This window comes from Klebsiella sp. 54 (assembly GCF_018223875.1).
In the GTDB taxonomy this organism is placed as follows: Bacteria; Pseudomonadota; Gammaproteobacteria; order Enterobacterales; family Enterobacteriaceae; genus Klebsiella; species Klebsiella quasipneumoniae.
Genome location: NZ_JAGRRA010000010.1, coordinates 22,925 through 36,811 on the forward strand (window position 1 = coordinate 22,925; position 13,887 = coordinate 36,811).

The window sequence follows — 13,887 nt, forward strand, 5'->3', positions numbered from 1 at the left end:
TGTCATGGCTGAATTACTGTTAGGGGTCAATATTGACCATATCGCGACCTTGCGTAACGCCCGCGGCACCGCCTACCCGGATCCGGTTCAGGCGGCTTTCATTGCCGAACAGGCCGGCGCCGACGGCATTACCGTGCATCTGCGCGAAGACCGCCGCCATATCACCGATCGCGATGTGCGTATCCTGCGCCAGACGCTGCACACCCGCATGAATCTTGAAATGGCGGTCACCGAAGAGATGCTGACGATCGCCTGCGAAACCAAACCGCATTTCTGCTGCCTGGTGCCGGAGAAGCGCCAGGAAGTGACCACCGAAGGCGGGCTGGACGTCGCCGGCCAGCGCGACAAGATGCGTGATGCCTGTCAACGCCTGGCGGATGCCGGCATCCTGGTCTCCCTGTTTATCGATGCGGATGAAGCACAAATTAAAGCGGCAGCGGACGTTGGCGCGCCTTATATCGAAATCCATACCGGCTGCTATGCCGATGCTAAAACCGACGCCGAGCAGGCGAAGGAGCTGGAACGCATTGCCAAAGCGGCCGCCTACGCCGCCAGCCTCGGCCTGAAGGTTAATGCGGGTCACGGTCTGACCTATCACAACGTGAAAGCGATTGCCGCGCTGCCGGAAATGCATGAGCTGAATATCGGCCACGCGATTATTGGCCGCGCGGTGATGAGCGGCCTGAAAGAGGCGGTCGCGGAAATGAAGCGTCTGATGCTGGAAGCGCGCGGCTAATGGCCATTCTCGGGCTGGGTACCGACATCGTCGAGATCGCCCGCATCGAAGCGGTGATCGCCCGCAGCGGCGATCGCCTTGCCCGCCGGGTGCTGAGCGACCATGAATGGAGCATTTGGGAGCAGCACCAGCAGCCGGTGCGTTTTCTGGCGAAACGCTTTGCGGTCAAGGAAGCGGCGGCGAAAGCGCTGGGGACCGGGATCCGCAACGGGCTGGCCTTTAATCAGTTCGAAGTTTACAACGATGAGCTGGGCAAGCCGAAGCTGCGGCTATGGGGTGAGGCGCAACGGCTGGCGGAACGGTTGGGGGTGAGCCATATTCATGTCACGCTCGCCGATGAGCGCCATTACGCCTGCGCCACGGTGATTGTCGAAAGCTAAGCGCGACGGCGGTCAAATTTTATCCGCGTGGTGCATCAGGACGAATTTATCCCACAGCTGTTCTTCACTCTCGACGTGTGCCGGATCTTTCAGAATAGTATTCGGGATCGGGCACACCTTCTGGCAGGTGGGCGTATCGTAATGGCCCACGCATTCGGTGCAGCGGTCGCTGTTAATTTCATAAATGCTGTCACCCATCGAAATGGCCTCATTGGGGCACTCCGGCTCGCACATATCGCAGTTGATGCATTTTTTGGTAATTAACAGCGCCATCAGGAAAATCTCAGAAACAACACAAACAGGGCGGGCATTATACGCCCATTTTCTGCTCAGACCAGCTTTTTCACCAGCGCTTCGCTATGGCGAATGCGCTCCGGCGCCCGCTCCAGATCCTGCTGCACCAGCCCCATAAACAGCAGGTCGGTGAGCATCATTTGCGCGCTGGTGGAGGAGATGGCTGCGCTGCGCGTCGCCTGCTCTTCGGCGATAGTATACAGGCAGTGGGTTGCCTGCTGCTGCAGGGCGTTAGGGCTAAAGCCGGTGATCGCCAGGATCTTACAGCCGACGCGCAGCGCTTCACCGGCCGCCATATTGATCTCCCGACGCTCGCCGGAGTAAGAGATCGCCAGCAGCAGATCGTCGCTGGACATGGCCTGCACCGTCGCCAGCAGGGCGTGCATATCCTGCTCCGAGACAGCGTTGACGCCGATCTTCATCAGCTTCCAGCTAAAGTTACGCGCCACCAGGCCGGACGCGCCAATCCCGGTGACGATCACCCGCCGGGCGTTGCGCAGCAGCGTGACGGCTTCCCGCAGCGTCTCTTCAGTGTTGACGTCCAGCGAGGCATGCATGGCGGCGACATTGTCTTTGATGAGTTTCTCGCCCACCAGACGCAGCGGGTCGTCACCGCGAATGTGGTTATGTACCGGGACGGAGTGCGGATCCGGGCTGCTGGCCAGCGCTTCACTCAGCGCCAGCTTCAGCGCCGGGAAGCCTTTGAACCCCAGTTTTTGGGCAAATTTAACCACGCTGGACTGACTCACCCCGGCTTCCGCCGCCAGCTGCTGCGAGCTGAGGTGCCGGGTGTCATCGGGTTGGCTCAGAATAAAATCGGCCAACTTTTTGTCGCTCGCCGCCAGGGTGGGATAGCGCTGACGAATACGCGTTAAACAGTTCATTGGAGCTCCGCTGGAGCCGTCCGGCTCGTGACTGAAAGAATTTTTATTCGATTATAAGGGGTATACCACGAATTAAAAATTCATAAGCCACAATTTTTCCTTCGCCTGCTAATTTAATTCTTCCTTAACGGCAGGGATGTTTTCCCTCTTCATGGCATAAGACTGTTAAGCTTACCCTAACGAGAAGCGAATCCTGAGAGAAGGGGGCAGTTTGCAGCACAGTGAACGGAGAGTGGTGTTTTTCGATCTGGACGGAACCTTGCATCAACAGGATATGTTCGGCAGTTTTCTGCGCTACCTGCTGCGCCATCTGCCGCTGAACCTGCTGCTGGTGGTGGCGATGGGGCCGGCGATCCTTGCCGGGCTGGCGGTGTGCGGGCGGGCGGCGCGCTGGCCGATGAGCCTCCTGCTATGGGCGTCAACCTTTGGCCGTCGCGAGGCGGTACTGAAGCGGCTGGAAGCGGAGTTTGTCGGCTGGTTTCGTCATCATGTGACAGCGTTTCCCGTGGTTCATGCGCGGCTGACGGCCTACCTGACCAGTACCGATGCCGACGTCTGGTTGATCACCGGCTCGCCGCAGTCGCTGGTGGAACAGGTTTATCGCGATACCCTCTGGCTGCCGCGGGTGAATCTGATAGCCAGCCGCACCGCGCGCCGCTGGGGCGGCTGGGTATTGACCCTGCGCTGCCTGGGCCATGAAAAGGTGGTGCAGCTGGAGAAAAAGATTGGCGCACCGCTGCAGCTGTATAGCGGCTATAGCGACAGCGAGCAGGATAACCCGTTGCTCGGCTTTTGCCAGCATCGCTGGCGGGTCACTCCGCAGGGAGAGCTGCAGCAGCTGGAGTAATAGTGTGTAATTGATAGCTCCCATGTATAATGCGCCCCGCTTTTTCTGCTGGAGTGGCCGCTGTGTCTGACCTCGAACTCAATGATGAATACTGGATGCGTCATGCCCTGACGCTGGCGAAGCGCGCCTGGGAAGAGGGTGAGGTGCCGGTGGGCGCGGTGCTGGTGCATAACAATCAGGTCATTGGCGAGGGTTGGAACCGACCGATAGGCCGTCACGACCCTACCGCCCATGCGGAAATTATGGCCTTACGCCAGGGCGGACTGGTGCTGCAAAACTACCGCCTGATCGACGCCACGCTGTACGTGACCCTCGAGCCCTGCGTGATGTGCGCGGGGGCGATGGTGCACAGCCGTATCGCCCGCCTGGTGTTTGGCGCCAGGGATGCCAAGACCGGTGCCGCCGGCTCGCTGATGGATGTTCTGCATCACCCGGGAATGAACCATCGGGTTGAGATTAGCGAAGGCGTGCTGGCGGAGTCCTGCTCTGCCATGCTGAGCGACTTCTTCCGCTGGCGGCGGGAAGAGAAAAAAGCGCTGAAGAAAGCCCGGGAGCAGAACGGGGAAAGTTAATACAGGTGGCCCGGGAGTTTCATCCGGGCATTATCCATCTGTTTATCGGCGCGAAACTTGAAAAAGGGCAGGGTGGTCTCCTGCGGCTGTTCGAGCTCATTGGGGAGCACGGCCGGGTAATCTTCCGCCAGGGCCAGCGTTTGCTGCTGCTGGCGCTCCTTCTCTGACAAATAGCCGACAAGGCTTATCTGATATTTGCGGATGTTTTCCACATAGGCGTAGGCCTCATGGCCGCGGGCATAGCCGTATTTTAGTTTGCTGTAATAGGGTTTCTGGCTCAGCAGCGGTAAACGCAGCTTAACGTCCGCCCAGCTGTTAGGATTGCCTTTCTGTTTGCGGGTGAGGGCCATGGCGTCCAGCATATGGGCATAGCCCATATTGTAAGCGGCCAGCGCAAACCAGATGCGTTCATCTTTCGGGATCGAATCCGGCACTTTATCCATCATATCCTGTAGATAGCGCATGCCGCCGTCGATACTCTGCGCCGCATCGGTCCGGTCAGTCAGCCCCAGACTTTGCGCCGTATTGCGCGTGAGCATCATCATGCCGCGCACGCCGGTAGGAGAGGTGGCCTGTGGATCCCAGTGGGATTCCTGCCAGGCGATGGCGGCCAGCAGGCGCCAGTCGATCTCGCGGGCGTACTTTTCAAACAGCGGCTGCACCTCCGGAAGAATGTTTTCCACCGCGCGCAGGAAGGTGCGGGTATCGACGTAATCAAAATCGTTGCCGTGGCCGAGGTACTTCTCCTCCAGGCGCGCCAGGGTGCCGTCTTCATTGATGTTGTTGAAGAAATCAAGCATCGCCGCCGACAGGGAATTATCATCGTCCCGGGCGCTGAACCAGGTGACCGGCTGTTCGTCGGTGATATCGAGGGCTACCGCCAGCTCCGGATGGACGCGCTGAAACAGGCTGACGGCCACCGAGTCGGCGATGGTGTAATCGAGTTTGCCGTCAATCACCGCCTGCATCAGCGCCGTGGTGCCGCGTTTTTCGTCCACGCGCCAGGCAAGATCCGGGTATTTCTCGGCTTTTAAGGTCTGCAGGTCGTTGATCGCCACGTGGCCCGGAGCGATGGCGAGCTGCTCGGCGGTCAGCGCCGCGAGGGTGCGCGGCCGGGTATTGCCGACGCGGTAGACCAGCTGTTGCGAAACAGAATAGTAAGTGGGGCCGGCCTGATAGTTTTTCACCCGCTCCTGGTTATAGACCAGCCCGGCAGCCAGCATATCGGCCTGACCGTCGTCGAGGTCGTCAAACAGCTGGCTGATGTTCTGCCGGACGGTTATCTTAAGCGTCACGCCGAGGTAGTCGGCAAACTGCTTCGCCAGTTCGTAGTCCAGGCCGAACGTTTTATTGTTCATGGTGGCAAAGGTCATCGGCGAGTTGATGGTGCTGATGCGCAGCTCGCCGCGAGCGATAATACCCGCCACCCGGTTCTCGGGTTTACCGGACCAGGGGATCGACGGCCACAGGGCAGCCGCCAGCAAAAGGGTGACAATGCCGATCAGCAGATAATTAATCTTTAATTTTTTCAGCGCGTTAATCTTCTGCAGCTTCAGGTTCCTCAGCAGGCGATGTCCGGAAAAAACGCAAGGTTGTCGTCGAATGAGCGGCATTCTGCTTAAGAATGCGCCAGTTGGCAACTTATTCGCGATAGGCGTCACATTTATTGATAAACAGCATCAATGATTTTATTTCTACGCAAACGGTTTCGTCGGGGCGCAGGATTCACTATAATGACGCCCGTTTCCCCCCCTGGCTCACCCTGAAAGCTTCGAAGACGAGAGACTTATGATGGAAATTTTGCGTGGTTCACCTGCACTGTCGGCATTCCGTATTAATAAACTGCTGGCACGATTTCAGGCGGCCAACCTTCCGGTACGCGCCATATACGCCGAGTATATTCATTTTGCCGATCTGAACGCCCCGCTGAGCGCTGACGATCGCGAGCGCCTGGCGCGACTGCTTAAATATGGCCCGAGCTTAAACAGCCATACCCCGACCGGTAAATTACTGCTCGTGACCCCTCGCCCTGGCACCATCTCTCCCTGGTCTTCTAAAGCTACCGATATCGCCCATAACTGCGGCCTGGCTCAGGTTGTGCGTCTGGAGCGCGGCGTGGCGTATTATGTTGAAGCCTCGACCCTGAGCGAAGCGCAGTGGACCGCGGTGGCGGCGGAACTGCACGACCGCATGATGGAGAGCGTCTTCGACGCGCTGGAAGCGGGCGAAAAGCTGTTCGCTCACCATCAGCCGACGCCGGTGACCAGCGTTGACCTGCTGGGCGAAGGGCGTCAGGCGCTGATTGACGCCAACCTCCGTTTGGGTCTGGCGCTGGCAGATGACGAAATTGACTACCTGCAGGACGCGTTTACCCGTCTGGGACGCAATCCGAACGACATCGAGCTGTACATGTTCGCCCAGGCGAACTCAGAGCACTGTCGCCACAAGATTTTCAACGCCGACTGGATCATCGACGGCGAACAGCAGCCGAAGTCGCTGTTCAAAATGATCAAAAACACCTTCGAAAAAACGCCGGACTACGTCCTGTCGGCCTATAAAGACAACGCCGCGGTGATGGAAGGGTCTGAAGTGGGGCGCTATTTTGCCGACCACCAGACCGGGCGCTACGACTTCCATCAGGAGCCGGCGCACATTCTGATGAAGGTGGAAACCCATAACCACCCGACGGCCATCTCCCCATGGCCGGGCGCGGCAACCGGCTCCGGCGGCGAGATCCGCGATGAAGGCGCCACCGGCCGCGGCGCGAAGCCGAAAGCGGGTCTGGTGGGCTTCTCGGTTTCCAACCTGCGCATCCCGGGCTTCGAACAGCCGTGGGAAGAAGATTTCGGGAAACCGGATCGCATCGTCACCGCCCTGGACATCATGACCGAAGGCCCGCTGGGCGGCGCGGCGTTTAACAACGAATTTGGTCGTCCGGCGCTGAACGGCTACTTCCGCACCTATGAAGAGAAAGTCACCAGCCATAACGGCGAAGAGCTGCGCGGCTACCACAAACCGATCATGCTGGCCGGCGGTATCGGCAACATCCGCGGCGAGCACGTGCAGAAGGGCGAGATTACCGTCGGCGCGAAGCTGATCGTGCTGGGCGGCCCGGCGATGAACATCGGCCTCGGCGGCGGCGCGGCGTCTTCCATGGCCTCCGGTCAGTCCGATGCCGACCTCGATTTCGCCTCCGTCCAGCGTGACAACCCGGAAATGGAGCGTCGCTGTCAGGAGGTGATCGACCGCTGCTGGCAGCTGGGCGACGCCAACCCGATCCTGTTTATCCACGACGTCGGCGCCGGCGGTCTCTCCAACGCCATGCCGGAGCTGGTCAGCGACGGCGGCCGCGGCGGTAAATTCCAGCTGCGCGATATCCTGAGCGATGAGCCAGGCATGAGCCCGCTGGAGATCTGGTGTAACGAATCGCAGGAACGTTATGTCCTGGCGGTCGCCCCGGAGCAACTGCCGCTGTTCGACGAGCTGTGCCGCCGCGAGCGCGCGCCTTATGCGGTTATCGGCGAAGCCACCGCCGAGCAGCACCTGAGCCTGAGCGACAGCCACTTTAACGATCAGCCGATCGATCTGCCGCTGGACGTCCTGCTTGGTAAAACGCCGAAAATGACCCGCGACGTGCAGACTCTGAAAGCCCAGGGCAGCGCGCTGGATCGCCAACCGATCACCATCGCCGACGCGGTTAACCGCGTACTGCACCTGCCGACGGTGGCCGAGAAAACCTTCCTCGTGACCATCGGCGATCGCACCGTGACCGGCATGGTCGCTCGCGACCAGATGGTCGGCCCGTGGCAGATCCCGGTGGCCAACTGCGCGGTAACCACCGCCAGCCTCGACAGCTACTACGGCGAAGCGATGGCGATGGGCGAGCGCGCCCCGGTTGCTCTGCTGGACTTCGCCGCCTCCGGCCGTCTGGCGGTTGGCGAAGCGCTGACCAACATCGCCGCCACGCAGATTGGCGAGCTGAACCGCGTGAAGCTGTCGGCTAACTGGATGGCCGCTGCCGGCCACCCGGGCGAAGACGCTGGCCTGTATGAGGCGGTGAAAGCGGTGGGCGAAGAGCTGTGCCCGGCGCTGGGCCTGACCATTCCGGTCGGCAAAGACTCAATGTCGATGAAAACCCGCTGGCAGGAAGGCAGCGAGCAGCGTGAGATGACCTCTCCGCTGTCGCTGGTGATCTCCGCCTTCGCCCGTGTCGAAGATGTTCGTCATACCGTCACGCCGCAGCTCTCGACGGAAGATAACGCCCTGCTGTTGATCGACCTCGGTAAAGGGCACAACGCGCTGGGCGCGACGGCGCTGGCGCAGGTCTATCGCCAGCTCGGCGACAAGCCGGCTGACGTGCGCGATGTCGCGCAGCTGAAAGGCTTCTGGGATGCGATGCAGGCCCTGGTGGCGCAGCGTAAACTGCTGGCCTACCACGACCGCTCCGACGGCGGCCTGCTGGTCACCCTGGCGGAAATGGCCTTTACCGGCCACTGCGGTGTGGAGGCGGATATCGCCGCGCTGGGCGACGACCGTCTGGCGGCGCTGTTCAACGAAGAGCTGGGGGCGGTGATCCAGGTCCGCGCCGCAGACCGTGAGGCGGTGGAAGCCATTCTGGCGGTTAACGGCCTGGCGGACTGTGTGCATTACCTCGGTAAAGCGGTCGAGGGCGATCGCTTCGTGCTGACCGCCGGCGGTCAGACGGTGTTTAGCGAAAGCCGCACCACGCTGCGCATGTGGTGGGCGGAAACCACCTGGCAGATGCAGCGTCTGCGCGACAACCCGGCCTGCGCCGATCAGGAGCACGAGGCGAAAGCCAACGACGCTGATCCGGGCCTCAATGTGAAGCTCTCGTTTGATATTAATGACGATGTCGCCGCACCGTACATTGCCACCGGCGCGCGTCCGAAAGTGGCCGTCCTGCGCGAGCAGGGGGTCAACTCTCACGTTGAAATGGCGGCGGCCTTCCATCGCGCCGGCTTTGACGCCATTGACGTGCATATGAGCGACCTGCTGGCGGGCCGCACCGGTCTCGGCGATTTCCATGCCCTGGTGGCCTGCGGCGGCTTCTCCTACGGCGACGTGCTGGGGGCAGGTGAAGGCTGGGCGAAGTCGATTCTGTTCAACGAGCGCGTGCGCGATGAGTTCGCGACCTTCTTCCATCGTCCGCAGACCCTGGCGCTCGGCGTGTGCAACGGCTGTCAGATGATGTCCAATCTGCGCGAGCTGATCCCGGGCAGCGACCTGTGGCCGCGCTTTGTGCGCAACCATTCAGACCGTTTTGAAGCGCGCTTCAGCCTGGTGGAAGTGACGCAAAGCCCGTCTCTGCTGCTGCAAGGCATGGTTGGCTCACAGATGCCGATTGCGGTCTCCCACGGCGAAGGTCAGGTGGAAGTGCGCGACAGCGCGCATCTGGCCCAGCTGGAGAGCAAAGGCCTGGTGGCGCTGCGCTTCGTGGATAACTTCGGCAAAGTGACCGAAACCTATCCGGCGAACCCGAACGGTTCCCCGAACGGTATCACCGCCGTGACCAGCGAAAGCGGGCGCGCGACCATCATGATGCCGCACCCGGAACGCGTCTTCCGCACCGTAAGCAACTCCTGGCACCCGGAAAACTGGGGCGAAGACAGCCCGTGGATGCGTATCTTCCGCAATGCGCGTAAACAGCTGGGTTAATTTTCCCGCAGCGTGTCACGCGAACGTATCGGCCCCCTGCTCAGGCAGGGGGCTTTTTTTATCTGTGACGGCCGGCACGCCAGGGTGTCGGGAATCACCGACAACCGGCATATTGCAGTGTCGCCAAAAGGCGACACTTAAGTTATTGATTTAAATGATGAGTAACCGGGGATACATTTGGTGTCGCTAATCGGCGACGCTATGGATAAAAAGTGTACTGCGCTGGGGTGGCTGGCTTTTATGCTTAAAGCCATATATATCAATATGTTAATAAAATGTTTGGAAAGGTGGCATAGTTCATGCATAATAATAACCAGTGGCTCATTCACCTTCTTATGTCAGCCCCTTCGGGACGCGCTACATAAACTTCGAATGACGCACAAACAGGTGCCTGCCGTCCAACTCCTGATAATAGCCTGGCTTTATCAGACATCGGGCGAAACGTCGAGTAAGGCACCGCCTCATTCCTGAACAAAGCCAGGCCTTGCGCCTGGCTTTGTTGTTTCTGGGGCGCCGTGGCGACGGGTATCGCTTTTCTCCGCCGCGCTCCTCAGTTAGCATCGACCAGAGCTAATGATTGAGACCACACCTTTGAAGCGACTCTCTCTTTTTCCCCGTTCGCTGCGTCAGCTGGTGACGCTCTCCTTTGTGCTGATCCTGCTGCCGTTGCTGGTGCTGGCCTGGCAGGCCTGGCAGAGCCTCAATGCCCTCAGCGCCCAGGCGGCGCATATCAACCGTACGACGCTGGTCGATGCCCGCCGCAGTGAGGCGATGATCAATGCCGCGCTGGAGATGGAACGCAGCTATCGCCAGTACTGCGTGCTGGACGATCCGACGCTGGCGCGCGTCTATCAAAACCAGCGGCAGCGCTACAGCCAGATGCTGGACGCGCACGCCGGCGTGTTGCCGGACGAAAAGCTCTGGCAGGCGCTGCGCCAGGATGTCAGCGATCTGGCGCAGCTGCAGTGTAACAACAGCGGCCCTGACGCCGAGGCAGCCGCCAGACTGGAAGTTTTCGCCAGTAATAACAGCGACATGGTCCAGGCGACCCGGGCGGTGGTCTATTCCCGCGGCCAGCAGCTGCAGCAGGAGATTGCCGAGCGCGGCCAGTTTTTCGGCTGGCAGGCGCTGGTGCTGTTTCTGCTGAGCCTGGCGCTGGTGCTGCTTTTCACCCGCATGATCATCGGCCCGGTGAAAGGTATCGAAAGAATGATCAATCAGCTGGGCGCAGGGAAGTCGCTGGACGACGCGGCATTGTTTACTGGCCCGCGCGAGCTGCGCTCGGTGGGCAAGCGCATCATCTGGCTCAGCGAGCGCCTGGCATGGCTGGAGTCGCAGCGGCATCAGTTTCTTCGCCATCTGTCGCATGAGCTTAAAACCCCGCTGGCCAGTATGCGTGAAGGCACCGAGCTGTTGGCCGACCGGGTCGCCGGACCGCTGACGCCGGAGCAGCAGGAGATCGTCGAGATCCTCGACAGCAGCAGCCGCAACCTGCAAAAGCTGATTGAACAGCTGCTGGACTACAACCGCAAACAGGCCGACGGCCCGGTAGCCCGGGAAGCAGTGGACCTGGTGGAGCTGGTGGAAAACGTCGTGGCGGCGCACAGTTTGCCTGCGCGGGCTAAACTGATGCATACCGAGCTGGCGCTGCGGGCGCGGCATTGTCTGGCGGAGCCTGCGTTATTGATAAGCGTAATGGATAATCTCTACTCCAATGCGGTGCACTATGGCGCTGAATCCGGTAACATTCGTATCCATAGCTACCGGCACGGAGAGCAGGTGCGTATTGATGTCGCCAACAGCGGCGAACCGATCCCGGCCGCGGAAAAGAATATGATTTTTGAGCCTTTTTACCAGGGAAGTCACCAGCGTAAGGGGGCCGTTAAAGGCAGTGGGCTGGGGTTAAGCATCGCCCGCGACTGTGTCCGTCAGATGCAAGGGGAACTCAGTCTGGTTGACGCCCCCGCCGGGCAGGTCTGTTTTCGCATTACGCTTCCCTCAGCTCCGGAATAATCCAACTAATGAATCGATATCGGGGAACTATGTCCCAATTCCTGGCCTGGCGCCGTTCCCTTAGCGGATGGCTGCTCTCAGGCATTGCTTGTCTGACGCTGGCGGGGTGTTCCGCCGGCTTCTCGCCGCATAGTGCGGAAGGTGCCGCTGCCCCCGGGCAGGCGCAGCACCAGGTGGCCGATTTTGTCGCCGTGGACTGCGCTGATATCTGGGCGCACAGCAGCGATGCCAGCGACAAAAACCCCCTCTACTGGCTGCGGGGCATTGACTGCGCCGATCGTCTCGCGCCGGTGCAGGCGCGAGCGGAGGCGAAACGCCATACCGACGACAGCTGGCAGGACGCATTCCGCCGCGGCATTCTGCTTGCCGATGCCAAAATTACCCCTGACGAGCGCCGCGAGCTGGTGGCGCGTCTCGACACCTTCAGCCCGCAAATCGCCGTTCAGGTCCGCCCGCTATATCAGCTCTGGCGCGACGGGCAGACCCGTCAGCTGCAGCTGGTGGAGGAGCGAGCCCGCTACGCGAAGCTTCAGCAGTCCAGCGATAGCGAGCTGGAGACGTTGCGCCAGCAGGAGCAGTCGCTGCGCCAGCAGCTGGAGCTGACCACCCGTAAGCTGGAGAATCTGACGGATATTGAACGCCAGCTCTCCAGCCGCAAGCCGGGCGGCAATTTCGGCAGCGAAAAAGTACCGGAGGTGATCCATGACGATCCGTAAACCGGCGCGTTTGCTGCTGGTGGATGACGATCCGGGGCTGCTGAAGCTGCTCGGCATGCGTCTGGTCAGCGAAGGCTATAGCGTGGTCACCGCCGAGAGCGGACCGGAAGCGCTGCGCGTGCTGGGACGTGAGAAAGTGGATCTGGTGATTAGCGATCTGCGGATGGATGAAATGGACGGCCTGCAGCTGTTCAGTGAGATCCAGAAGGGGCAGCCCGGCATGCCGGTGATCATTCTCACCGCCCATGGCTCGATCCCCGACGCGGTGGCGGCCACCCAGCAGGGCGTCTTCAGCTTCCTGACCAAGCCAGTTGATAAAGACGCCTTGTATAAAGCCATTGATGAGGCGCTGGAGCAGCGATCGCCAGCCACCGACGAAGCGTGGCGCCAGGCGATTGTCACCCGCAGCCCGCTGATGCTGCGCCTGCTCGAGCAGGCCGGGATGGTGGCGCAGTCCGACGTCAGCGTGCTGATTAACGGCCAGAGCGGGACCGGGAAGGAGATAGTCGCCCAGGCGATCCACAACGCCAGCCCGCGTCATGACAAGCCTTTCGTGGCGATTAACTGCGGCGCGCTGCCGGAACAGCTGCTCGAGTCCGAACTGTTCGGCCATGCGCGGGGCGCCTTTACCGGCGCGGTCAGCAACCGCGAAGGGTTATTCCAGGCCGCCGAAGGCGGCACGCTGTTTCTCGACGAGATCGGCGATATGCCTGTCGCCCTGCAGGTGAAGCTGCTCCGCGTCCTGCAGGAGCGTAAGGTTCGCCCGCTCGGCAGCAACCGCGATATCGAGATCAACGTGCGGATCATCTCCGCCACCCACCGCGACCTGCCGAAGGCGATGGCCCGCGGCGAGTTTCGCGAAGATCTGTTTTATCGCCTCAATGTGGTTAACCTGAAGATCCCGCCGCTCTCCGAACGCACGGAAGATATTCCGCTGTTGGCCAACCATCTGCTGCGTCAGTCCGCCGATCGCCATAAGCCGTTCGTGCGGGCATTTTCCAGCGATGCAATGAAGCGGCTGATGGCCGCCAAATGGCCGGGCAATGTGCGCCAGCTGGTGAACGTGATTGAGCAGTGCGTGGCCCTGACCTCGTCGCCGGTGATCGGCGATGCTCTGGTGGAACAGGCGCTGGAAGGCGAGAACACGGCGCTGCCGACCTTCGTGGAAGCGCGCAATCAGTTTGAGCTGAACTACCTGCGCAAGCTGCTGCAGATTACCAGGGGCAACGTCACCCACGCCGCGCGGATGGCTGGACGCAACCGCACCGAATTCTATAAGCTGCTGTCGCGCCATGAGCTCGACGCCAATGACTTTAAAGAGTAGCTCCGCAACAAAGCGCAAGATATGATACGGTAAGCAACCGGTTACGCGACTAAGACAGGAACACCATGAAAAAGATTGATGCGATTATTAAACCTTTCAAACTGGATGACGTGCGTGAAGCGCTGGCCGAAGTCGGCATCACTGGGATGACGGTAACGGAAGTGAAAGGCTTTGGCCGCCAGAAAGGGCACACCGAACTCTACCGCGGCGCGGAATATATGGTGGATTTTCTGCCGAAAGTGAAAATTGAAATCGTGGTGACCGACGATATCGTCGATACCTGTGTGGATACCATCATCCGTACCGCGCAGACCGGTAAAATCGGTGACGGCAAGATCTTTGTCTTCGACGTGGCGCGGGTCATTCGTATCCGTACCGGCGAAGAAGACGACGCGGCGATTTAACGCTCGCCGCTCGTTGCAGTATTGCCGGGTGGCGCTGCGCT

12 protein-coding genes are annotated in these 13,887 nt (G+C 60.4%); 9 read left to right on the plus strand and 3 right to left on the minus strand.

Going from position 1 to position 13,887, the window contains the following annotated elements; genetic code table 11:
- The first annotated feature begins 4 nt into the window (after nt 1-4).
- Together pdxJ and acpS are read left to right on the plus strand one after the other, a co-directional pair.
- Nucleotides 5-736, plus strand: a complete 732-nt coding sequence (pdxJ, locus tag KHQ24_RS18650; RefSeq protein ID WP_017900416.1) for a pyridoxine 5'-phosphate synthase — start codon at nt 5-7, stop codon at nt 734-736.
- Nucleotides 736-1,116: a holo-ACP synthase gene (acpS, locus tag KHQ24_RS18655; RefSeq protein WP_004201835.1), complete on the plus strand. Its 381-nt coding sequence runs from the start codon at nt 736-738 to the stop codon at nt 1,114-1,116. Before pdxJ ends, acpS begins: the two co-directional genes overlap by 1 nt.
- A 12-nt stretch (nt 1,117-1,128) precedes the next feature.
- Here the strand turns inward: acpS and KHQ24_RS18660 are convergent, their stop codons facing one another.
- Complete coding sequence (locus KHQ24_RS18660) at nt 1,129-1,389, minus strand: YfhL family 4Fe-4S dicluster ferredoxin (protein WP_004144350.1); 261 nt, start codon at nt 1,387-1,389, stop codon at nt 1,129-1,131.
- 56 nt (nt 1,390-1,445) lie between these two features.
- Entirely contained in the window at nt 1,446-2,294 is an 849-nt protein-coding gene (locus KHQ24_RS18665) for a MurR/RpiR family transcriptional regulator (RefSeq protein ID WP_004201837.1), read from the minus strand.
- A 211-nt stretch (nt 2,295-2,505) separates the two neighbouring features.
- Between KHQ24_RS18665 and yfhb the strand changes: the two genes are divergently transcribed.
- Together yfhb and tadA are read left to right on the plus strand one after the other, a co-directional pair.
- Nucleotides 2,506-3,141, plus strand: a complete 636-nt coding sequence (gene yfhb, locus KHQ24_RS18670; protein WP_017900418.1) for a phosphatidylglycerophosphatase C — start codon at nt 2,506-2,508, stop codon at nt 3,139-3,141.
- Nucleotides 3,142-3,203: 62 nt separating this feature from the next.
- Nucleotides 3,204-3,713 carry a tRNA adenosine(34) deaminase TadA gene (gene tadA / locus KHQ24_RS18675; RefSeq protein ID WP_023318886.1) on the plus strand — a complete coding sequence of 170 codons (510 nt, stop codon included), beginning with the start codon at nt 3,204-3,206 and terminating at the stop codon, nt 3,711-3,713.
- Here the strand turns inward: tadA and mltF are convergent.
- The gene (mltF, locus tag KHQ24_RS18680) at nt 3,710-5,326 is read right to left on the minus strand and encodes a membrane-bound lytic murein transglycosylase MltF (RefSeq protein ID WP_004201842.1); all 1,617 of its coding nucleotides are present in this window, start codon (nt 5,324-5,326) and stop codon (nt 3,710-3,712) included. The two genes, tadA and mltF, sit on opposite strands and share 4 nt — an antisense overlap.
- Before the next feature lie 175 nt (nt 5,327-5,501).
- Here mltF and purL point away from each other — a divergent pair, with 175 nt between their 5' ends.
- The 5 genes from purL to glnB all read left to right on the plus strand — a co-directional run bounded on the left by purL (nt 5,502) and on the right by glnB (nt 13,846).
- On the plus strand, nt 5,502-9,389 hold the full coding sequence (purL, locus tag KHQ24_RS18685; RefSeq protein WP_211777405.1) for a phosphoribosylformylglycinamidine synthase: 3,888 nt from the start codon (nt 5,502-5,504) through the stop codon (nt 9,387-9,389).
- Nucleotides 9,390-9,980: 591 nt separating this feature from the next.
- Complete coding sequence (locus KHQ24_RS18690; RefSeq protein ID WP_004201845.1) at nt 9,981-11,402, plus strand: sensor histidine kinase; 1,422 nt, start codon at nt 9,981-9,983, stop codon at nt 11,400-11,402.
- Nucleotides 11,403-11,431: 29 nt separating this feature from the next.
- The gene (qseG, locus tag KHQ24_RS18695) at nt 11,432-12,118 is read left to right on the plus strand and encodes a two-component system QseEF-associated lipoprotein QseG (protein ID WP_004201847.1); all 687 of its coding nucleotides are present in this window, start codon (nt 11,432-11,434) and stop codon (nt 12,116-12,118) included.
- Nucleotides 12,105-13,442, plus strand: coding sequence for a two-component system response regulator GlrR (gene glrR / locus KHQ24_RS18700; RefSeq protein ID WP_004201849.1), 1,338 nt, complete (start codon nt 12,105-12,107; stop codon nt 13,440-13,442). The genes qseG and glrR overlap by 14 nt, the downstream gene beginning before the upstream one ends.
- A 65-nt stretch (nt 13,443-13,507) precedes the next feature.
- Nucleotides 13,508-13,846, plus strand: coding sequence for a nitrogen regulatory protein P-II (gene glnB, locus KHQ24_RS18705; protein WP_002914032.1), 339 nt, complete (start codon nt 13,508-13,510; stop codon nt 13,844-13,846).
- The last annotated feature ends 41 nt before the right edge of the window (nt 13,847-13,887 follow it).